This window comes from Bradyrhizobium frederickii, from assembly GCF_004570865.1.
Taxonomy (GTDB): Bacteria; Pseudomonadota; Alphaproteobacteria; order Rhizobiales; family Xanthobacteraceae; genus Bradyrhizobium; species Bradyrhizobium frederickii.
The window spans coordinates 313,307-332,686 of record NZ_SPQS01000007.1 but is presented as its reverse complement, the minus strand read 5'-3'; the positions used below and the strand labels follow the sequence as shown (position 1 = coordinate 332,686).

The window sequence follows — 19,380 nt, the reverse complement described above, 5'->3', positions numbered from 1 at the left end:
TGTTACGGCTGCGGCGGATAGCGCTCGAACGTCGGCAGTTCGTGCGCGCGCTCCATCCAGCGCAGGCGCTCGGCGACCTGAATGTGCATCATGGGCGGCACGGCCTCGGGATCGTCGTAGGTCGCGCTCTGGATGTCGATGATTCCGGGCATCAGGCTGGCATTGACGTAGAACAGGCCGGTGCCGCACTTGCCGCAAAAATGCCGCCGACCGTGTTCCGACGAGCTGTAGATCCTGGGCTCGCCCTTGGTCACCTTGACGGCCACGTCCGGATACATCGTCCAGCCGACAACCGGAGCGCCGGAGTGGAGCCGGCAATCGCGGCAATGGCACAGCGCATGCACGATCGCGTCGCCTTCGACCTCATAACGGATTGCGCCGCAGTGACAGCCGCCCGTGATGGTGCTCATGCGTCTCTCCCGATCGCGCATTGACGTTGCCGATCGATAGCTCTCGAGATTTGCGGCATCAATTGCGCAATCGGTCTTGCGCTTGCGTCCTACTGTCGCGTGACAGCTGCTGCCATCGAAGCCAGTCTATCGCGCCTCGATCACTTCGCCGTCTTCCTTGACGAAGCGGCCGACCGGATGATCCAGGAGATCGACGACCGCTTCCGAGGGGCGGCACAAGCGCGTGCCCTTCGGCGTCACCACGATCGGACGGTTGATGAGGATGGGATGTGCGAGCATCTGATCGATCAGCTCGTCGTCGGACCATTTGGTATCGTCGAGGCCGAGCTCCTTGTACGGTGTTCCTTTCTCGCGCAGCAGCGCGCGGACCGGCACGCCCATTTTCTCGATCAGCTGCTTGAGCGTCTCGCGCGAGGGCGGCGTCTTCAGATACTCGATCACGACGGGTTCGACACCGCTCTGCCGGATCATCGCCAGCGTGTTGCGCGAGGTGCCGCAGGCGGGGTTATGATAGATCGTGACGCTCATCGACTTGTCTCCGCAATTGGAACTGGGCCGCGCGCCTCGCCGCGTCCCAGCAGCCAGTTCATCAGCAGCATGCCGGCAAGCGCTCCACAAAGCTCGGCCAGGATGAAGCCGGGCAGGTCGGTGGGGCGGATGCCCGCAAAGGTGTTCGTCAGTGATCGCGCAATCGCCACCGCCGGATTGGCGAACGACGTGGAAGCCGTGAACCAATAGGCCGCCGTGATGTAAAGGCCCACCAGCCAGGGCACCGCATTCCGCTGAAACCGGATGCCGGCCAGGATCGTCGCCACCAGCCCGAAGGCGGCGACGGCCTCGGCGAACCATTGCGGCCCTCCGGTTCGGACCTTCGTCGAGAGCTCGAGCAGGGGCAGTCCGAACATCAAATGCGCGGCCAGCGTTCCCGCGATGCCGCCGGCGATCTGCGCGATCCCGTAGAACGCGGCCTCGGTCGCCGGCAGCTCGCGCTTGCCGGCGAAAACCAGCGTGACCGCCGGATTGAAATGCGCGCCGGAGATCGGACCGAGCACGGTGATCAGGACCACCAGAATGGCGCCGGTCGGCAAGGTATTGCAGAGCAGCGCAAGAGCAACATCCTTGGTCAGGGTTTCCGCCATGATACCGGACCCGACGACCGTGGCGACGAGAATGCCGGTGCCGAGTGCTTCGGCTGTAAATCGCCTCGAGAGGTCGAAGGTTTGCATCAGCGCACTCGCTCGTTCCGTTTCGGCGAGCAGCAGGATTGCAGGGTTTCGACGACGGGATTGCAGACCTCGGGACGTCCGCCGCAGCAATCGCGCAACAGGAAAACCGCGACGTCGCGGAATTCGCCGAGATTGGCGCGGTAGACGATCGAACGGCTGTGCCGCTCGGAGGAGACGAGGCGCGCCCGGCTCAGGATCGCCAGATGCGCGGAGAGCGTATTCTGCGGAACCTCCAGCAGGCGGGCGAGGTCGCCGGCGGCAAGGCCGTCGGGCTCGTGCTTCACCAGCGTCCGGAACGCCTCCAGGCGGGTCGGCTGGGCCAGCGCGGCGAGGGCGAGGACGGCTTCTTCATTTTCCATATATCCAGATTTACGGAACTAACCGGCCGAGTCAACCTGAATCGCTTCGCCGGCCTCACTATAATTCGAATATTCTAGAAATATGGTTTGACGGGGCGCGCGAACAGGTGCAGCATGAGCGTCATGAAGATCGCCGACGCAGCAGCACGGTTGGAAGCCCTGGGCAATCAAACCCGGCTCCAGATCTACCGGACCCTGGTCCGGGCCGGGCACGCGGGCATGCCCGTCGGCCGCCTGCAGGAGAAGCTGAAGATCCCGGCCTCGACGCTGTCGCATCACATCAAGACCCTGGTCGCGGTCGGACTCGTCAGCCAGGTCAGGGAATCGACCACGCTGATCTGCCACGCGAACTTTGACGCGATGCGCGGCCTGGTCGCCTTCCTGGCGGCGGAATGCTGCGCCGACGAAGCCGGATGCAAGGGAGCGCAAACGGCGGCGTGATCTCTTTGCGAGCTTATTCGATGATTCTAGAAATATAGGAGAAGCTGGAATGAACGCCAAGACGGTCGCCGTCATCGGTGCAGGGCCGGTTGGCTTCGCTGCCGCCGCACATGTGCTCGAACGCGGCATGTCTCCCATCGTGCTCGAGGCCGGACCTGAAGCCGCGCACGCGATCCGCCAGTGGCAGCATGTCCAGCTGTTCTCCCCATGGGAATACAATATCGACAAGGCGGCGGCGCGCCTGCTCGCGCCGACAGGATGGAATTCGCCGGACCCGCAGTCCTATCCGACCGGCGGCGAGCTGATCGACCGCTATCTGACGCCGCTCGCAACGCGCACGCCGCTGCGCGAGACGATCCGCACGTCGAGCCGCGTCACGGCGATCAGCCGCGCCGGCTTCGACAAGGCGACAACGAAGGGCAGGGAGCGGGCGCCGTTCGAGATCCGTTATCAGAACGGCGGGGGTCCCGAGGTGCTGCGTGCCGATGCCGTTATCGATGTCTCGGGCACGTGGTTCTCCCCCAACCCCGCCGGCAGCAACGGCTTGCCCGCGATTGGCGAGCGCGAGCGCGCCGACCGCATCGCCTATGGCATGCCGGATGTGCGGGGCACAGATCGCGCCAGATATGCCGGCAAGATCGTCGCCGTGCTCGGTGCCGGCCATTCCGCCGTCGGTACGCTGATCGATCTCGCGCAGCTCGCGGGCGAGGTGCCGGGCACGCAAGCGATCTGGCTGTTGCGCGGCGCCGATCCGGCCAAGGCTTTCGGCGGCGGCCGCAATGACAAGCTGGCCGCGCGCGGCGAGCTGGGCTCCGCCTTTGCCGCACTCGTGACCGCAGGCAAGATCAGGGTGGAGAGCCAATTCGGTGTCACTCACCTCTCGGAGTCCGAAGGCCGCCTCAGGATTTCGGCTGGCGGCGGCTGCGGTGCGCGCAGCGTGGTGGCGGATGAGCTCGTCGTCGCCACCGGCTTTCGCCCCGATCTGTCGTTCCTGTCCGAGCTGCGGCTGCGGCTCGATCCGGCCATCGAGGCGCCTGCCGCGCTCGCGCCGCTGATCGATCCCAACGAGCACAGCTGCGGCACGGTCCGTCCGCACGGCGCGCGCGAGCTCGCGCACGCCGAACCGGGCTTCTATCTCGCCGGCATGAAGTCCTACGGCCGCGCGCCGACCTTCCTGATGATGACCGGATACGAGCAGGTCCGCTCCATCGCGGCCGACCTTGCCGGCGACAAGAAGGCTGCCGCTCGGGTCGAGCTCGTGCTGCCGGAGACCGGCGTCTGCACGCGCGGCGTTGTCGAGGCGCCGGGTGCGGGATGCTGCGGGGGGCCGGCGAAGGAGGAGACGTCAGCCTGCTGCGCCGCCGACGAAAATGCCAGGAAGGCAGGCGGCGCCGGCTGCGGCTGTTCATGATGCGGATTGCTGGGCTGCGCGCTCCTGCTCCCGCGATCGCGCAAGACAGGATCCCACCAGACGGGAGGAGAGCATTCGCAGCCTGAGCGGGGGACCGCTGATTGCGGCAATGTGCATCGGCCAGCTCGGCAATCTGCTGCCGCACGTGACGCTGTCCGCGAATTTGGCGCAGCATCTGATGCCGGCGTGGGGGCTGTCTGCCGCCGAAGGCGGCCTGATGGCGAGCGGCTATGCGTTCGGCTACATGCTGGCCGTCCCGGTGCTGACGACGCTGACCGATCGCATCGACGCGCGGATCGTGCTGCTCTGGGGCTCCATCGTCAGCGGGCTTGCGACCGCCGCCTTCGGCTTCTTCGCCGAGGGATTCTGGTCGGGCACCATCATCTGGTCGCTCGCAGGATTGGGCTTCGCCGGCGCCTACATGCCGGGGCTGAAGGCGCTGACGGACCGGTTGCCCGCCGGCGACACCTCGCGGGCGGTGACGCTGTACACTTCGAGCTTCTCGGTCGGCGTCGGCCTGTCGTTCCTGGTTGCGCAGATCCTCGCCGATCGCTGGGGGTGGCGGACCGCGTTCTTCGTCACCGGCGTCGGTCCCATCGCGATGGTGGTCGCGTGCCTCCTGATCGATGGACGGCGGCCGGCGCCGAAGTCCGGGCGTCTTCTCAACTTCGCGCCCGTCCTCGCCAATCGCGAGGCGCTCGGTTACATCCTCGGTTACGGCGCCCACTGCTTCGAGCTCTACGGCATTCGCACCTGGCTGGTCGGGTTCTGGACTTTCGTCGTTGCGCATCAGGGTGGGCCGTCCTGGATGACGCCGGTGCTGATGAGCTTCTGCTTCGCGGTGATCTCGATGCCCGCCAGCATCCTCGGCAACGAGGCCGCCCTGAAATTCGGACGGCATCGCGCCATCACGGTCGTGATGATCGCGTCGGCTTGCGTCGCGCTGGCGATCGGCCTCAACGCAACGGCCCCGGCATGGCTGCTCGCGCTGCTGCTGATGATCTACGGCCTGACCGTGCCCGCTGATTCAGGTGCGTTGACCGCGGGCATGTCGGCGGCGGCCACCTCCGAGCATCGCGGCGCGACCCTGGCCCTGCATTCGACGGTCGGCTTCGGCTTGTCGGCGCTCGGCGCCTGGGGAACCGGCGTCGCGCTCGACATCGCCGGCGGTCCGCAGAGGGCGAGCGGCTGGCTGCTGGTGTTCATCGTGCTCGCGGCCGGCATTGCGCTGGGGCCCCTGGCGCTGCTGTGGGCGCGGAGAGGGCATTCCGGCAAGCGGCCATCGTGAGCACACCCGCTCCAACATGAAAACACCAGCGTGTAGAGTCCCCGCGTGCGCGTGATCATGACCCGCAGTCGGGAACCTTTTCAGGGCAGACCGGTTGGCGTGCCACGGCGCGGCCGCAAATAGGGCCCCGCTCATGAAGACCGTATGGACGAGTGCCCTGAGCGGCTGTCCTATGCAGTGTCGTCCTGCGCCCTTGCAGCTGAAATCAATCTGCGCTCAGCGGACGACGGGGACAGGGACGGTAAATGAGGCCTGTAGCGAGACAGCCTTTCAAACCACGCACCACCGAGGAACTGATGGCGCTGCTTGGTGCAGTGGCGACAGCGATTCTCACCGTCATCATAATTGCGATGCTGTATTTCGGCCGGGATATTTTCGTGCCCGTTGCGCTGGCTATTCTCCTCAGCTTCGTGCTGGCGCCACTGGTCGGAATATTGCAGCGTATCCATGTCCCGCGGGGATTGGCAGTCGTGAGCGTGGTGGTCGCTGCCTTCATGCTTATTTTTGCCATAGGAAGCCTTCTCGCCGCGCAATTGACGCAACTCGCCGGTGACCTTCCTCGCTACCAATCGACGATCAGCGAAAAGATCCAGTCGTTTCGAGATACCAGAGCGGGGCGGGGCACGCTGGAGCGTGCTTCCGATATGCTGAAGGATCTCGGCAAGGAGCTCGATAAACCGAAAGACGCCGCATCTGCGCCTAAGATCGGCACGATCGCCGGCTCGAATGCCTTCGCGCCACCGGTGCCGGTCGAAGTACGCCAGCCGGATCCCGGCGCGTTGGAAAGCCTGCGGACCTTGATTTCCCCACTCATTCATCCGCTCGCGACCACCGGCATCATCATTATTTTCGTTATCTTCATTCTCATTCAGCGCGAGGATCTTCGTAATCGCTTTATTCGGCTGGCCGGTTCGTCGGATTTGCAGCGTACGACGGCTGCACTGGACGATGCCGCGAGCCGGCTCAGCAGGCTGTTTCTGACCCAGCTCGTCCTGAATGGCGGTTTCGGCGTGGTGATCGGCACCGGCCTGTGGTTCATCGGAATTCCAAGCGCGATTCTCTGGGGTATCCTCGCGGCTGCGCTTCGCTTCGTCCCCTATGTCGGCGCCGTTATCGCGGCCGCATTCCCGTTGGCGCTGGCGGTCGCCGTCGATCCCGGCTGGTCGATGCTGCTTTGGACTCTCGCCCTATTTTTTGTTGTGGAACCGTTGGTGGGCCATGTCATCGAGCCGATGGTTTACGGTCACAGCACGGGGCTTTCGCCCATTGCCGTAGTCGCATCGGCTACGTTCTGGACAGCGCTTTGGGGCCCGATCGGGCTCGTCCTCGCCACACCGTTGACGGTTTGCCTCGTGGTGCTCGGCCGGCACGTGGAGCGACTGGAATTTCTCGACGTCATGTTCGGCGACCGGCCAGCGCTTTCTCCTCCGGAAATATTCTATCAACGGATGCTGGCGGGGGACCCGACGGAAGCGGCCGAAAAAGCCGAAGAGTTTCTGAAAGAGCGTTCGCTGGCATCGTACTATGACGAGGTCGCCCTGAAGGGTTTGCAGCTGGCGCAAGCCGACGCCGAACGCGATGCACTTGACCAGGAACGTCTTACCAAGATCCGGGACGCCGTCAGCGAGTTCACCAGCGACCTTTCCGATCAGGACGACCGACCGCTGGCGAAGAGCAATTCAACCAGCGACGCCGAAGCATGGTCGGCGGTGGAAGCCGTTGCAGAAAATGCGGTCAATGAACGCTTGCCTTATCTCCGCAGGGAAACTCTCCCGCTGGATTGGCAAGGCGAGCACCCCGTTCTGTGCGTGGCCGGACGCAGCCTCATCGATGAGGCGGCCGCGATCATGCTGGCCCAGCTGTCGACGGAGCATGGCCTCGCGGCCCGAGTCGAAGGGCCGGAATCGCTTTCCACGACGAATGTCTTCCGCCTCGACACGACGGGAGTCTCAATGATTTGCCTGGTCTATCTCGATGCCCGCAGTGCGGCACACATGCGGTATTCCGTCCGGCGTCTGAGGCGAAAATTGCCGAAGGCAACCATCATTCTGGGCTGCTGGGTCAAAGACATTGACGCGGCTGCGCTGGAATTGCTGCGGGAGAGCGCCAAAGCCGACCTCGTTGCGACGAGCATCGGCGAGGCCGTCAGGCTGTGCATCGAGGCAACGGGGTTGACGGGGTCGGCGGGCGAGGCCCTCGGGCTGAAGAACTCACCGACGGCTGCAGCGTAAGAGTTCGACCGGTGCCGGTGCTTTGCCCGACGTATCAAAGCTGAACGGCGAGACGGGAGCGCTGCTGTATTGGCGCCGAAACGATGCGTCGGCTTGCGTCGCGCTCGTGATCGGCTTCAACGCAACGGCCGCGGCATGCTGGTGCTCGTCGTGCTCGCAGCCGGCATCGCGCGGGGGGCAGTGACGCTGCTGTGGTCGCGGCGGGCGATGCGGAGCTAGAGATTATCTGATCCATCGTCCGCACCGTCCTCGTCGACCTGGAGGATGGTTTCGGAGAGCAGCGCGGCGGCTTTCTGAAGCGGCGCGATGAAACGGTCCAGCTCGGCGAAGCTCACGCGGGCCACGGGAACGGAGACGCCGAGGCAGGCGATCAGTTCGCGGTCCGGAGACAGGATGGGCACGGCGCAGCCGACCACCCCTCGCACGTATTCTTCATTGGTCTTGGCCCAGCCGCGCTTGCGGGTCTCGTCGAGGACCTTCATCAGGTTTTCGACATCGACGATGGTAGTCTCGGTGTACTTGGTGAGCGCAAGTGCGCGGCACAGCTTCTCACGCGCCCGCTCCGGCAGCCGGCTCATATAGATCTTGCCGGTCGAGGTGCAGTGGAGCGGCGCCGCTTCGCCCGGATTGAACTGCAGCCCCTGCGGCTGCGACACGCGGACACTGTCGACATAGGCAACGACGTTGTCCCGCACGACGCCGATCTCGCATTGCTCGCCGATCTCGGCCGCCACGGCGCGCAGCACGGCGTGCCGGCGCGCGGTGCGGAAGGCCGCGCCGATGACCTTGGCCGACAGCGTGACCAGTTGATTGCCGACCACGTAGCGCTTTGTCCCCAACGCCTTCTGCAGAAGCCCGCGCTGCTCGAGATTGCCGATCAGACGATGCGCGGTCGGCAGCGGGAGGGCCAGTGCGCTGGCGATCTCCGCAACCGAGACGGCTCTGACTTGGCCGGCGACATGGCCAATGATCGCGAATGCCCGGTCGAGCGGTCCATCGGCGTTGATCTTAGGCATTTGTCCTCCCTCGGTTCGAACTGCATAATTATCATTTTTCGGAATGAATACTATTGAAATATGAAAATAAATCTAGACCGCCTGAGCGGGTTGCCCATATCGTTGGCGTTGCCGACAGGTGATTGGGATTTGTGCAGTGCCGTCCACGGCCCCGCCGGGTGCGCTGATCGGGAGAATGGGATGCCTCGCCATTACGACGTCGATGCCGTGCGGAAGGAATTTCCGGCCGTCGAGCGCATCACCTATCTCGACTCCGGTTTCCAGACGCCGCTGGCGCGGCCGGTCAAGGCGGCGATCGATCTCTTCCTCCGCGAGGGTCTTGAGACCGCCGGCCCGAAAAGCGTGTGGCTCGACCGCGTCGAGCAGACCCGCGCGAAGCTGGCGCGGCTTCTCGGAGTGACGGCCGATGCGATCGCCTTCACCAAGAACACCTCGGAAAGCATGAACATCGCCGCCAACGCGCTGCCCCTGCGCGCCGGCGACAGGGTGCTGATGATCCATGGCGATCATCCCAACAACGCCTACGCCTTCCTCAATCTGAGACGCAAGGGCGTGACGGTCGATTTTGCGCCGATGACGGAGGTCGTGGACGCAGACAGCCTTCGTCCGCATCTCGGCGAGAAGACCCGGGCGATCTCGATGTCGCAGGTGACCTTCCACGCCGGTCATCGTTTCGACGTCGAAAGCATCGGCGCGCTCTGCGCGGAGAAGGGGCTCTATTTCATCGTCGACGTGATGCAGGCGATCGGCGTCGTGCCGATCGACGCCAGGGCAATGCGTGCGACCTTCATCGGATCGGGCAGCCATAAGGGCCTGCTCGTGCCGCAGGGGCTTGGCCTGCTGGTCTGGGACAAATCCAGGACCGAGCTCGAGCCCGCCTATCTCGCCGCCGCCAGCCTCGCGGAGGTCCCGGCCGACCTGATCGCCCGGCCCGACGGGCTCGAGCTCGCCGCGAGCGCGCGCCGCTTCGAGCTCGGCAACTTCAATCTTCCGGCGATCCACGCGCTCGGCGCCTCGCTCGACATGATCGAAGCCCTGGGCGTGCAGAACATTCAGAACCATTGTCTCGATCTCGGCGATCATCTCATCGCCGGCCTCGATGCGCTGGACGTGCGCCTCGTTGGTCCGCGCGAGCGGCGGCACCGCGCGCCGCACATCTACGTTATCGCGCTTCCTGCCGCCGAATGGCTCGGCCATTTCGAGCAGAACGGCATTCGCGTATCGCCGGAGCGCGACGGCATTCGCGTGTCGTTCGGAATGTTCAACTCGTTCGCCGACGTCGATCGCCTGATCGACGTCATCAAGCGGCGCGGCGTGAAGCCGTCATCCAGGGCCGCCTAGACTGTTTTTAGAGGGGAGATGCACATGACTGGTTTCGCGCGTGTCTGGGGCGTTCTGTCCGGCCTCGCGGCCGCCGCCGCCTTTGCTGCACCGTCGATCGCGGCCGACAGTCCGACGCTCGCCAGGATCAAGTCGAGCGGGGCCATCACCATCGGTCACCGCGAGGCTTCCATTCCGTTCTCCTATCTCGGTCCCGATCAAAAGCCGATCGGCTTCTCGCTGGATCTCTGCGCGGCGATCGTCGAGAGGGTCAAGACGGAGCTGAACCTGCCCAATCTCGCCGTTAAATACACGCCGGTGAACTCGTCCAACCGGATCCCGCTCATTCAAAGCGGCACCATCGACATCGAGTGCGGCGGCACGGCGAACGACAGGAAGCGGCAGGAGCAGGTCTCGTTCTCGGTCGCCACCTTCGTTAGCCAGCCGCGCTGGCTGGTCAAGGCGGATAGTGGCCTGAAGACGGCGGGCGATCTCAAGGGCAAGACCATCGTCGTGACCCAGGGCTCCAACGCGGTCGGTTTTGCGCAGGGCGTGAACGCCAAGGAGCAGCTGGGCTTCAACATCGTCCAGGCGAAAGACCACGCCGAATCCTTCCTGATGCTGAATACCGGCCGCGCGGCCGCCTTCATGGAGGACGATATCCTGCTCGCCGGCCTCAAGGCCGCCGCTGCGAAGCCGGATGCGCTGATCTTTCTCCCCGAGGGCTACGCCAAGATCTATTATGGCCTGATGTTCACGAAGGGCGATACCGGCTTCAAGGCGCTCGTTGACGACGTCCTGTCGAAGCAGATGGCCTCGGGCCAGTTCGAAAAGACTTACGCCAAGTGGTTTACCCGCGCGATTCCGCCAAAGGGCGAGAATCTCGCCTTCCCGCTGACGGACGAACTGCAGCAACGGATCGCCCATCCCAGCGACGCGGTCGATTAGCCGGAGATAAGGACCGGGGTTTCAACCGGGTTTCATTGGCACGCCGATCCTCTCTCGCATCCGGAGCTTCGAGGTTGGCCATGTTCGCAGTGCTTTTTGAACAGACGGCGGATGGCCAGCGCTATATCGACTGGCTGTTGTCGGGCCTCGGCTGGACCCTGGCACTGGCCTTCTTCGGCTGGTGGATCGCCTTTGCCCTTGGGATCGTCGTCGGCATCGGCCGCACCGTGCAGAACCGGGCTGTCGCGGCGCTTGCGCGGCTCTATGTCGAGATCTTCCGCAACATCCCCGTCCTGGTGCAGATGTTCCTCTGGTACTTCGTCCTGCCGGAGATACTGCCCACGACGCTCGGAAATGCGATCAAGCAGATTCCGCCGCCCTGGGGATCGTTCTTTCCGGCGCTCATTTGCCTCGGGCTCTACACCGCAGCAAGGATCGCCGAGCAGGTCCGTGCGGGGATCGAGGCCCTGCCGAGAGGACAGGCCGAGGCGGCGAGTGCGCTTGGGCTCGGCGGGTATCTGACCTATCGCCACATCATCGTGCCGCAGGCGCTGCGTTTGATCGTGCCAAGCCTTACCAGCGAGGTGATGGGCATCTACAAGAACACCTCGGTCGCCCTCACGATCGGGCTGATGGAGCTCACGGCCCAGGCGCGCCAGATCAGCGAAGCGACGTTCCAGACCTTCACGGCGTTCGGCGCTGCAACGCTGATCTACCTCGCGCTGGCGCTGATTGCCTATCAGGGCATGGCGCTGATCGACCGGGCGGTGCGCATCCCCGGCACGACGCGGACGGAGGACGATATCGCCCCGAATCTCGCCGAGGAGGTTCAACAGGCCGGCTCATTGCCCGCGGGGATGGAGATCGCGAAATGAACAGCCTCGATTTCTCGATCGTTCTGCAGGCCTGGCCCTATCTCTGGTCCGGATTGCTGTTTTCCTTGGCGCTCACCGCGGTCGCTTTCGTGGTCGGCATGGTCCTCGGCACCTGCTTTGCGCTGTTGCAGCACTTCGAGGTGCCGGTGATCGCAAGGATCGTGCGCGGCTACATCGCCCTGATCCGCTCGATCCCGCTGATCCTCGTCCTGTTCTGGTTCTTCTTCCTGGTGCCGATCGTGCTCGGTCACCTCAGCGGAAGCGGCGGCCCCGTTCCGATCGGCGCCACCTGGACGGCCTTCATCACCTTCGGCCTGTTCGAGGCGGCCTACTATTCGGAGATCATCCGCGTCGGCCTGCGCGCCGTGAACCGAGGGCAGTTCGAGGCGTGCCAGGCGCTCGCCTTGTCCACTTTCGAGACCTATCGCAGCGTGATCCTGCCGCAGGTGCTCCGGGTCGCGAGCCCGATCATCCTGAGCCAGACCATCATCCTGTTCCAGGACACCTCGCTGGTCTACGTGCTCTCGCTCACCGACCTGCTCGGCGCAGCCTCGAAGCTTGCGCAGCTCAACGGCCGTCTCGTCGAGATGTACCTCGTGATCGTCGTGGTCTACCTCGCGATCAGTTCGGCAGCCTCGCAAGGCGTCGCGCTCCTGCGCAAGCGCTATGCGATCGCCGGCGCGCGTCGATAAGCAATCAGACGAGACATCCTGTCCCCTGGGAGACGAAAATGGTTCAGCAGACCGCCGTGGACGAGACGAGCCGACCGCAGGCCATCGTCGCCGTGGAGGGAGTGGTGAAGCGGTTCGGGCGCTTCACGGCCCTGAACGATATCAATCTCAGCGTGAGGGCAGGGGAGAAGATCGTGCTTTGCGGTCCGTCGGGCTCGGGCAAGTCGACGCTGATCCGCTGCATCAATCATATCGAGAAGCATGACGCCGGCCGGATCGTCGTCGACGGCGTCGAGCTGACGGACCGGATGGGGGACATCAACAACGTCCGCCGCGAGGTCGGCATGGTGTTCCAGAGCTTCAACCTGTTTCCGCATCTCTCGATCGCCGAGAATTGCATGCTGGCGCCGATGAAGGTGCGCGGCCTGTCGCGCGCCGAGGCGCACGAGCGCGCGCTCGGTTTCCTGCGCAAGGTGCGCATCCACGATCAGGCGAACAAATATCCGGGACAGCTGTCCGGCGGCCAGCAGCAGCGTGTCGCCATCGCGCGCGCCCTCTGCATGCAGCCGAAGATCATGCTGTTCGACGAGCCGACCTCCGCGCTCGACCCCGAGATGGTCAAGGAGGTGCTCGACATCATGGTTGAGCTCGCGCGGGACGGGATGACTATGGTCTGCGTGACGCACGAGATGGGCTTCGCCCGCGAAGTCGCCGACCGGGTGGTCTTCATGGACCGCGGCGCCATCGTCGAGGAAGCCGATCCCGAAACCTTCTTCCGCGCGCCGAGCACGGAGCGGGCGAGAGATTTCCTCGGCCAGATCATTCATTGATCGAGGGCGGCCTTCCTCGCGATGATGCCACTCTGCCGGTGTTTTGCCCGACGTGTCAAAGCAGCGTCATTGCGGGCCGGAAGCGTGGTCGTCGCCGATCAAGGAGCCCAATGATTTCAATGGCCCCGCTACTGTGCATGGGATTGTTTTCGCGCTTTTCGTTCTGAAGGTGCCGAGCCAGCCGCGCGTCAACGCCGTCCGCGCGGCGCCTCGGCCTTGGCCGGCGGCTCGGTCTGCGGCGCGCAGGTCGCGGCCTGCAGGGTTGCCTGTGCCTGCGGCATCAGGCCGGGCTCGGGGGCGAGCGCCTTCATCACGATCAGGCCGGTGGTAGCAGGGGAATCGATGATCAGGCGGTCGGCCGCGGTGACCTCTTCGTCCTCGGGCAGCTCGTTGTGCTGCGCTTCCGTCATCAGATCGAGCTCGATCACCTTGCGCCCCGCCGAGCGGTCGTTGATGGCGTAATAGGCGATCTCGTTGCGGGTGTAGAACGACACCGAGGTGTAGGCCTGGCTGACGGGCACCGTGAGCTTGATCGGTCCGCCCGAAAGGTCGTAGCGGCAGATCGCCAGCGCAAAGGCCGGGTCCATGAACGGCATCGGCGACGTGTTGGGATCGGCGAGGGGAAGCTGGCTGACGCCGTTCACCTTCGTCATCGGCGTCAGCCGCGAATAGGCGTCCTGCGTCGCGATCCGCGGCAGCGCCAGCACGCTGACGAGATGGACGACGAGGCCCAGAACGATTCCGGCAACGATGGTGAACAGCAGCCGGATCATGAGCAGCCCACCGTGCTGATGCTGGGCATCGGCGCATCGCGCTGGGTGCGCGTGGCGACGCCGACCGGGGTGTCGTAGAGGCGCAGCATCAGGGCGTAGCGCTCGATGCCGCCGGTCGGCAGCCAATTGCCGGCGCGCGAGCGCGAGGCGATGCGGATCTCGAACGAGCCGTCGGAGGACCGCACGATCTCCTGGCTGGTGAAGCCGTAGCGCTGTAGCGAATTGGCGACGAGATGGCCCTTGCGGTCGTAGAGCGTCAGCGTCCAGAACCGCGCCGGCGGCGTCACGCCGGAGACGATCACGTCGCAGCGGCCGTCGAGCGCCTTCTTCTTGTCGTCGGTGGTGGCGGTGAACGCGACGCCGTCGCCGGTGCCGATCGGCAGTTCGCCGTTGCGCACGATGGTGGCGCGCGAATAGGGATCGACGTCGGCGGTGCCGGTGCGCGGCCGCGCGGTCCAGGCGCCGATGGTCAGCGCGCCGATCTCGGTGCCGCGCGTCGTCGTCATCCAGGTCGCGCCGACGCCGACCACCGTCGCGAGCAGAAGGGCCGTCAATGTGATCAGGATCAGCCGCACGGGTTTCGATCAGTTCTTGCGCGGAGCCGAGGCGTTGGCATTCTCTTCCGCGTAGTTCTGCGGGAAGGCGAGCGCGCTCGTCGCCGCGGATGGTTTGCTGTCGGCATCCGCCGATTTCTTGGCCGTCCTGGCGGCGTCATCCAGCAGCTTCTCGACGCGCACCAGGATGTCGGCGCCGCGCTTGGTCAGCACCGGCGGTGGACCCGGCTTGGTCTCCAGGATCTTCGGCGCCGCGTTGGCCTGCGCGTTGCTGACATGCTGCGGCGGCAGCTTCTGGCCCATGCCGATGCCGGGGATCTCGCGGACCTCGACGCCCTGATGCGCCGCGAGCATGATGTCGTGCCAGGTCTGCGCCGGCAGCGAGCCGCCGGTCATGCGGTTGGTCGGCGAGTAATCGTCGTTGCCGTACCAGACCGCGCAGGTGAAATTGCCGGTGTAGCCGACGAACCAGGCGTCGCGATAGGCATTGGTCGTGCCGGTCTTGCCCGCGGTCGGAATGCCGTCGAGCGCGGCGCGGCGCGCGGTGCCTTCGCTGACGACGTGGCTCATCATGCCGGCCATGTCGGCGGCGACGGAAGCGGGGATCGCCTGCCGCGGCTTCGGCCCGTCGCGGTCCCAGCGCCAGACGAGATCGCCGGCACCGGTGCGCACTTCGAGCACCGAGTGCGGCGTCACCGCCTTGCCGCGGTTGGGGAAGGTCGCGTAGGCCACGGCGTGCTCGAGCACGGTGACTTCGTCCGAGCCGATCGGCAGCGACGGCGTGTCCGGCAGCGGCGCCTTGAGGCCGAAGCGGCGCGCGACCTCGACGATCTTGGCGCGGCCGATCTTGGCCGGGTTCGGCGCCTTCGGCTGCTCCTTCTGACCGATCGCGATCGAGAGCTTCACCGGCACCACGTTGATCGAGCGCGTGATCGCCTGCGTCAGCGTCACCGAGCCGGAATAGGAATGGCCATAATTCTGCGGGCACCAATTGCCGATGCAGACCGGGCCGTCGACCACGATCGAGTTCGGTGTGTAACCGTTCAGCAGCGCCGTGGTGTAGACGTAAGGCTTGAACGAGGAGCCGGGCTGGCGATAGGCGTCGGTGGCGCGGTTGAACTGGCTGGCGCCGTAGTCGCGGCCGCCGACCATGGCGCGGATGCCGCCGTCGAGATCGGCGACGACGGTCGCAGCCTGGGTCGCGTGATAGTCGCGGCCGAACTGGCGCAACTGGTTCTCGACCGCGTCTTCCGCCGCCTTCTGCACGTTGGTGTCGATCGCGAGCCGCACCACGAAGACGCGCTCGGTGTAGGACTTCGGGAAGGTGTCGACCAGCTTGCGCATCTCGTCGAAGGCGTAGTCGAGATAGTAGTTCGGCGAGGCCTCGTCGCGGCGGTCGACCGCGAAAGCCGGATTGCGGCGGGCGCCGAACACCTGGCCTTCGGTCATGAAGCCGGCATCGACGAGATTGTCGAGCACGACGTTGGCGCGGGCGCGGGCGGCGGGCAGGTTGATGTGGGGTGCGTACTTGGTCGGGGCCTTGAACAGGCCGGCCAGCATCGCGGCTTCCGCCAAGGTCACGTCGCGTGCCGACTTGTTGAAGTAGAAATGCGCCGCGCCGTCGACGCCGAAGGTGCCGCCGCCCATATAGGCGCGGTCGAGATACAGCTTGAGGATCTCGTTCTTGGTCAGGCGCCATTCCAGCCAGATCGCGAGGAAGGCCTCATTGACCTTGCGCTCGATGGTGCGCTCGTTGCTCAGGAACAGGTTCTTGGCGAGCTGCTGGGTGATCGAGGAGCCGCCCTGGCGGACGCCGCCGGCCTGCGCGTTGGTGACGAGCGCGCGCGCGGTGCCGGCGATGTCGATGCCGAAATGCTCGTAGAAGCGGCGGTCCTCGGTCGCCAGCGTCGCCTTGATCAGCACGTCCGGAAAATCTTCCAGCGGGATCGAGTCGTTGTGCTTGATGCCGCGGCTGCCGATCGGATTGCCGTAGCGGTCGAGGAAGGTCACCGCCAGATCGGACTTCTTCAGCCAGTCCTCGTCCGCGGTCTCGCGGAAGGCGGGGATGGCGAGGGCGAGCATCACGACCAGGCCGCCGAGGCCCAGCGTCGCGGCCTCCGACAGCGGCTCGATGAACACCCAGCGCTTCCAGCGCCCGACATAGAACCGGTCCATGAAGGTCGAGTAGCGCTCGTAGAGCTCGCGGATGCCCTTGGCCGAGGAGAACAGCGAGGAGTCGATGCGCGCATCGAGATCCAGGAAGAAATTCCGGATCCTCTGCTTCCAATGCGATGGTATGATCTGGCGCACCTGGAACCTTTGAGGCTCGCTTCAACAGCGTTCAAGCACCCGGCCGGGGCGGCGTCGAGACGTCTTGGGGGAATGTTGCGGCAAACCCAAGGCGCCCGGCCAGCATCCGAGGGACTTGCTGTTCCTTCTAGCCGAGCGGGGCCCATAAACCAATGGTCACGCTCGCGATTTTGAACAACAGGCCTAATTGACCCCGGATCATTACGGGCCTCAAAGGCGCCTTGCTTGCACCATCGCGGCCGCACGCCCTAGAAGGCGTGGCCGTCACTTTTTCGAACCTTTGTTGAGGCGCATGACCGCAGCTCCCAAACGACCTTCAGGCCAGGAAGGATTCTTCTGGAAAACCAAGACGTTGGAAGAGATGTCGGCGGGCGAATGGGAAAGCCTGTGCGACGGCTGCGGCCGCTGCTGCCTGAACAAGCTCGAGGACGAGGACACCGGGCAGATCTATTTCACCCATGTCGGCTGCAAGCTGCTCGATGGTGCGAGCTGCGCCTGCAAGGACTATCCGAATCGGTCCGACAAGGTTCCGGATTGCGTCCGCCTGACCCCGGCCAATGTTCGCACCCTGAACTGGCTGCCGCCGAGCTGCGGCTACAAGCTCGTCGCCGAGGGGCGGGACCTCTATTGGTGGCATCCGCTGGTGTCAGGCGATCCCAACACCGTGCACGAAGCCGGCGTCTCCGTGCGCGGCCGGGTTGAAGGCAGCGAGGAGGAGATCCCGGACCAGGAGCTCGAGGACCACATCGTGCAATGGCCGGCCGTGCTGCCGAGACGGGCCCGCCTGAAGCGACGTCCGAAGGACTGAGCCGCCTTCCAGGGCAGGATCAGTCCTCTCGAGCCCGCAGGCGTTCCGCAAACGCGTCATGCCCGGGCTTGTCCCGGGCATCCACGTTCTCCGTACCGCGCGAAAGATCGTGGATGGCCGGGACAAGCCCGGCCATGACGATGGAGAGAGGGGGCAGCGTCGCGGATATTTCGTTCATTCGGCTGATCAATTGTTCGGGATGGCCCGGGGGCGGGATGCACCCATGCGCGGCGGTGCCTGCCCGGGAAGAACTTTGCTGTCTAGATTGGGCTGCATAGAACGAATCCTTCGCGGCGTTGCGCCGCCACACGACGTCCGAGCGAAATGAACAAGTTCGACCGGCAGGGCGCTTCTGCCGACCTCCAGACTTTGCCCGACGACATCGCCGAGGAGCTGTCCCGGCTGCCGAGCGAGGTCATCAGCGTCGACGACGCCCCGTCCATCACGCCGCCGGCGCCGCTGTCGCAGGACGAGGTCCGCACCATCGTCATCAGCCTGATGCTGACGATGTTCCTGGCGGCGCTCGATCAGACCATCGTTGCGACCGCGCTGCCGACCATCGGGCGCCAGTTCCAGGACGTCTCCAATCTCTCCTGGGTCATCACCGCCTATCTGCTCGCCTCGACCGCGGTCGCGCCGGTGTTCGGCACGCTCAGCGACATCTACGGCCGCCGCGCCATGATCATCATCTCGCTCAGCCTGTTCGTGGCAGGCTCGGTGCTGTGCGCGATCGCGCCGAACATGCCGATGCTGATCCTGGCGCGCGGCCTTCAGGGGCTTGGCGGCGGCGGCATCATGCCGGTCGTGCAGACCGTGATCTCGGACGTCGTCTCCCCGCGCGAGCGCGGCCAGTACCAGGCCTATTTCTCCAGCGTCTGGATGGTCGGGGGCATTTTGGGCCCCGTCATCGGCGGCGTGTTCGCCGAGCATCTGCACTGGTCGATGATCTTCTGGATCAACCTGCCGCTCGCGGCTGCGGCCATCGTGATGCTGCTGCCGAAGATGAAGAAGATCCCGGTGTTCCACCGCAAGCGCAAGGTCGACTGGCTCGGCGGCGTGCTGCTGATGGCCTCGGCCGTCGTCTTCATGCTGGTGCTGACCTGGGGCGGCACGCGCTATCCGTGGCTGTCGCCGACCGTGCTGGCGCTGGTGGGCGGCGCCGTCGCGCTCGCGGTCAGCTTCGTGTGGCACGCGCGCCGCGCCGACGAGCCGTTCCTGCCGCTGAAGCTGCTGACCGGATCGGTGGCGCCTTTCGCGCTGACCGCCGGCGGTTGCGGGCTCGGGGCGATCACCGGCCTTACGGTGCAGCTGCCGCTTTATTACGAGTCGGTCTACCATTTGAGCGCAAGCGAGGCGGGTCTTGCCCTGATCCCGCTTGCGGCGGTCTCGACCGTCGGCGCGGCCGTCGCCGGCCGCACCATGGCCCGTGCGAAGCACTACAAGCGCGTCGCCATTGTCGGCACCTCCTGGGCTGCGCTGTGCGGCCTCGGCCTCACGCTGACCACCTTGCCGCTGTGGGGCCTGTTGACGCTGATGGCGGCGTTCGCACTCGGGCTCGGCACCACCTTTCCGGTCTGCGTGGTCTCGCTGCAGAACTCGGTCGCGCGCCCGCAGGTCGGCACCATCACCGGGGCGATGAACTTTTTCCGCTCGCTGATGTCCTCGTTCACCGTGGCCGCGTTCGCGGCGATCCTGCTCATCGCGCTCGGCGTCGACGTTCCGCTCGCCGGCGAGCATCACGCCGCGGGCAGCGTTGCGATCCCCGCCGACGATATGCGGCACGCCTTCCGCTACGTGTTCGGCGCCGCCACCGCGCTGATGACCACCGCGGCGCTGTGCCTGATTGCGATGGAGGAGCGGCCGCTGGCCGGGCCTTCGGCGCAGCAACCCGTTGAGATGGCGGAGTAGG

20 protein-coding genes are annotated in these 19,380 nt (G+C 65.3%); 12 read left to right on the top strand and 8 right to left on the bottom strand.

Going from position 1 to position 19,380, the window contains the following annotated elements; translation table 11 throughout:
• Window positions 1-2: 2 nt before the first annotated feature.
• The 4 genes from E4K64_RS15065 to E4K64_RS15050 form a co-directional block, all read right to left on the bottom strand.
• Complete coding sequence (locus E4K64_RS15065) at window positions 3-410, bottom strand: GFA family protein (protein ID WP_135164217.1); 408 nt, start codon at window positions 408-410, stop codon at window positions 3-5.
• A gap of 126 nt (window positions 411-536) precedes the next feature.
• Window positions 537-938, bottom strand: a complete 402-nt coding sequence (gene arsC, locus E4K64_RS15060) for an arsenate reductase (glutaredoxin) (RefSeq protein WP_135164216.1) — start codon at window positions 936-938, stop codon at window positions 537-539.
• Complete coding sequence (locus E4K64_RS15055; RefSeq protein ID WP_135164215.1) at window positions 935-1,636, bottom strand: aquaporin; 702 nt, start codon at window positions 1,634-1,636, stop codon at window positions 935-937. Before E4K64_RS15055 ends, arsC begins: the two co-directional genes overlap by 4 nt.
• A complete protein-coding gene (locus E4K64_RS15050; protein ID WP_135164214.1) occupies window positions 1,636-1,995 on the bottom strand; it encodes an ArsR/SmtB family transcription factor in 360 nt (119 codons plus the stop codon). Before E4K64_RS15050 ends, E4K64_RS15055 begins: the two co-directional genes overlap by 1 nt.
• A 123-nt stretch (window positions 1,996-2,118) precedes the next feature.
• Here E4K64_RS15050 and E4K64_RS15045 point away from each other — a divergent pair, with 123 nt between their 5' ends.
• The 5 genes from E4K64_RS15045 (at window position 2,119) to E4K64_RS41620 (ending at window position 7,585) form a co-directional block, all read left to right on the top strand.
• Entirely contained in the window at window positions 2,119-2,436 is a 318-nt protein-coding gene (locus tag E4K64_RS15045; RefSeq protein ID WP_135164213.1) for an ArsR/SmtB family transcription factor, read from the top strand.
• A gap of 49 nt (window positions 2,437-2,485) precedes the next feature.
• On the top strand, window positions 2,486-3,847 hold the full coding sequence (locus E4K64_RS15040) for an NAD(P)/FAD-dependent oxidoreductase (RefSeq protein WP_135164212.1): 1,362 nt from the start codon (window positions 2,486-2,488) through the stop codon (window positions 3,845-3,847).
• A gap of 109 nt (window positions 3,848-3,956) precedes the next feature.
• The gene (locus tag E4K64_RS15035; RefSeq protein ID WP_135164211.1) at window positions 3,957-5,135 is read left to right on the top strand and encodes an MFS transporter; all 1,179 of its coding nucleotides are present in this window, start codon (window positions 3,957-3,959) and stop codon (window positions 5,133-5,135) included.
• Between the two features lie 296 nt (window positions 5,136-5,431).
• A complete protein-coding gene (locus E4K64_RS15030; RefSeq protein WP_135164210.1) occupies window positions 5,432-7,366 on the top strand; it encodes an AI-2E family transporter in 1,935 nt (644 codons plus the stop codon).
• A 93-nt stretch (window positions 7,367-7,459) separates the two neighbouring features.
• Window positions 7,460-7,585 (top strand): hypothetical protein, encoded by a 126-nt coding sequence (locus E4K64_RS41620; protein ID WP_283812324.1) that lies wholly within the window; start codon window positions 7,460-7,462, stop codon window positions 7,583-7,585.
• Here E4K64_RS41620 and E4K64_RS15025 read toward each other — a convergent pair.
• The gene (locus E4K64_RS15025) at window positions 7,582-8,382 is read right to left on the bottom strand and encodes an IclR family transcriptional regulator (protein WP_135164209.1); all 801 of its coding nucleotides are present in this window, start codon (window positions 8,380-8,382) and stop codon (window positions 7,582-7,584) included. The two genes, E4K64_RS41620 and E4K64_RS15025, sit on opposite strands and share 4 nt — an antisense overlap.
• A 180-nt stretch (window positions 8,383-8,562) precedes the next feature.
• On the opposite strand from E4K64_RS15025, the gene E4K64_RS15020 reads away from it, so the two are divergent.
• The 5 genes from E4K64_RS15020 (at window position 8,563) to E4K64_RS15000 (ending at window position 13,026) form a co-directional block, all read left to right on the top strand.
• Window positions 8,563-9,723 carry an aminotransferase class V-fold PLP-dependent enzyme gene (locus E4K64_RS15020; RefSeq protein WP_135164208.1) on the top strand — a complete coding sequence of 387 codons (1,161 nt, stop codon included), beginning with the start codon at window positions 8,563-8,565 and terminating at the stop codon, window positions 9,721-9,723.
• An 18-nt stretch (window positions 9,724-9,741) separates the two neighbouring features.
• A complete protein-coding gene (locus E4K64_RS15015; RefSeq protein ID WP_135164207.1) occupies window positions 9,742-10,650 on the top strand; it encodes an amino acid ABC transporter substrate-binding protein in 909 nt (302 codons plus the stop codon).
• A gap of 80 nt (window positions 10,651-10,730) precedes the next feature.
• Window positions 10,731-11,525, top strand: coding sequence for an amino acid ABC transporter permease (locus tag E4K64_RS15010; protein ID WP_135164206.1), 795 nt, complete (start codon window positions 10,731-10,733; stop codon window positions 11,523-11,525).
• A complete protein-coding gene (locus E4K64_RS15005) occupies window positions 11,522-12,217 on the top strand; it encodes an amino acid ABC transporter permease (protein WP_126256184.1) in 696 nt (231 codons plus the stop codon). The genes E4K64_RS15010 and E4K64_RS15005 overlap by 4 nt, the downstream gene beginning before the upstream one ends.
• Window positions 12,218-12,255: 38 nt before the next feature.
• The gene (locus E4K64_RS15000) at window positions 12,256-13,026 is read left to right on the top strand and encodes an amino acid ABC transporter ATP-binding protein (protein ID WP_135164205.1); all 771 of its coding nucleotides are present in this window, start codon (window positions 12,256-12,258) and stop codon (window positions 13,024-13,026) included.
• Between the two features lie 188 nt (window positions 13,027-13,214).
• Here the strand turns inward: E4K64_RS15000 and E4K64_RS14995 are convergent, their stop codons facing one another.
• The 3 genes from E4K64_RS14995 to E4K64_RS14985 are packed head-to-tail and all read right to left on the bottom strand — an operon-like array spanning window position 13,215 to window position 16,663.
• On the bottom strand, window positions 13,215-13,799 hold the full coding sequence (locus tag E4K64_RS14995) for a DUF1254 domain-containing protein (RefSeq protein WP_135164204.1): 585 nt from the start codon (window positions 13,797-13,799) through the stop codon (window positions 13,215-13,217).
• Complete coding sequence (locus tag E4K64_RS14990; protein WP_126256176.1) at window positions 13,796-14,374, bottom strand: DUF1214 domain-containing protein; 579 nt, start codon at window positions 14,372-14,374, stop codon at window positions 13,796-13,798. The genes E4K64_RS14995 and E4K64_RS14990 overlap by 4 nt, the downstream gene beginning before the upstream one ends.
• Before the next feature lie 9 nt (window positions 14,375-14,383).
• The gene (locus E4K64_RS14985; protein WP_135164203.1) at window positions 14,384-16,663 is read right to left on the bottom strand and encodes a transglycosylase domain-containing protein; all 2,280 of its coding nucleotides are present in this window, start codon (window positions 16,661-16,663) and stop codon (window positions 14,384-14,386) included.
• 292 nt (window positions 16,664-16,955) lie between these two features.
• Here E4K64_RS14985 and E4K64_RS14980 point away from each other — a divergent pair, with 292 nt between their 5' ends.
• Complete coding sequence (locus E4K64_RS14980; protein ID WP_135164202.1) at window positions 16,956-17,471, top strand: YcgN family cysteine cluster protein; 516 nt, start codon at window positions 16,956-16,958, stop codon at window positions 17,469-17,471.
• A 324-nt stretch (window positions 17,472-17,795) separates the two neighbouring features.
• Window positions 17,796-19,379 carry an MDR family MFS transporter gene (locus E4K64_RS14975; RefSeq protein WP_135164201.1) on the top strand — a complete coding sequence of 528 codons (1,584 nt, stop codon included), beginning with the start codon at window positions 17,796-17,798 and terminating at the stop codon, window positions 19,377-19,379.
• Window position 19,380: the final 1 nt, after the last annotated feature.

Coding starts and splice junctions, on each gene's coding strand:
- E4K64_RS15065 (WP_135164217.1), bottom strand. CDS start 410: ATGAGCACCATCACGGGCGGCTGTCACTGCGGCGCAATCCGTTATGAG.
- arsC (WP_135164216.1), bottom strand. CDS start 938: ATGAGCGTCACGATCTATCATAACCCCGCCTGCGGCACCTCGCGCAAC.
- E4K64_RS15055 (WP_135164215.1), bottom strand. CDS start 1,636: ATGCAAACCTTCGACCTCTCGAGGCGATTTACAGCCGAAGCACTCGGC.
- E4K64_RS15050 (WP_135164214.1), bottom strand. CDS start 1,995: ATGGAAAATGAAGAAGCCGTCCTCGCCCTCGCCGCGCTGGCCCAGCCG.
- E4K64_RS15045 (WP_135164213.1), top strand. CDS start 2,119: ATGAAGATCGCCGACGCAGCAGCACGGTTGGAAGCCCTGGGCAATCAA.
- E4K64_RS15040 (WP_135164212.1), top strand. CDS start 2,486: ATGAACGCCAAGACGGTCGCCGTCATCGGTGCAGGGCCGGTTGGCTTC.
- E4K64_RS15035 (WP_135164211.1), top strand. CDS start 3,957: ATGTGCATCGGCCAGCTCGGCAATCTGCTGCCGCACGTGACGCTGTCC.
- E4K64_RS15030 (WP_135164210.1), top strand. CDS start 5,432: ATGGCGCTGCTTGGTGCAGTGGCGACAGCGATTCTCACCGTCATCATA.
- E4K64_RS15025 (WP_135164209.1), bottom strand. CDS start 8,382: ATGCCTAAGATCAACGCCGATGGACCGCTCGACCGGGCATTCGCGATC.
- E4K64_RS15020 (WP_135164208.1), top strand. CDS start 8,563: ATGCCTCGCCATTACGACGTCGATGCCGTGCGGAAGGAATTTCCGGCC.
- E4K64_RS15015 (WP_135164207.1), top strand. CDS start 9,742: ATGCACATGACTGGTTTCGCGCGTGTCTGGGGCGTTCTGTCCGGCCTC.
- E4K64_RS15010 (WP_135164206.1), top strand. CDS start 10,731: ATGTTCGCAGTGCTTTTTGAACAGACGGCGGATGGCCAGCGCTATATC.
- E4K64_RS15005 (WP_126256184.1), top strand. CDS start 11,522: ATGAACAGCCTCGATTTCTCGATCGTTCTGCAGGCCTGGCCCTATCTC.
- E4K64_RS15000 (WP_135164205.1), top strand. CDS start 12,256: ATGGTTCAGCAGACCGCCGTGGACGAGACGAGCCGACCGCAGGCCATC.
- E4K64_RS14995 (WP_135164204.1), bottom strand. CDS start 13,799: ATGATCCGGCTGCTGTTCACCATCGTTGCCGGAATCGTTCTGGGCCTC.
- E4K64_RS14980 (WP_135164202.1), top strand. CDS start 16,956: ATGACCGCAGCTCCCAAACGACCTTCAGGCCAGGAAGGATTCTTCTGG.
- E4K64_RS14975 (WP_135164201.1), top strand. CDS start 17,796: ATGAACAAGTTCGACCGGCAGGGCGCTTCTGCCGACCTCCAGACTTTG.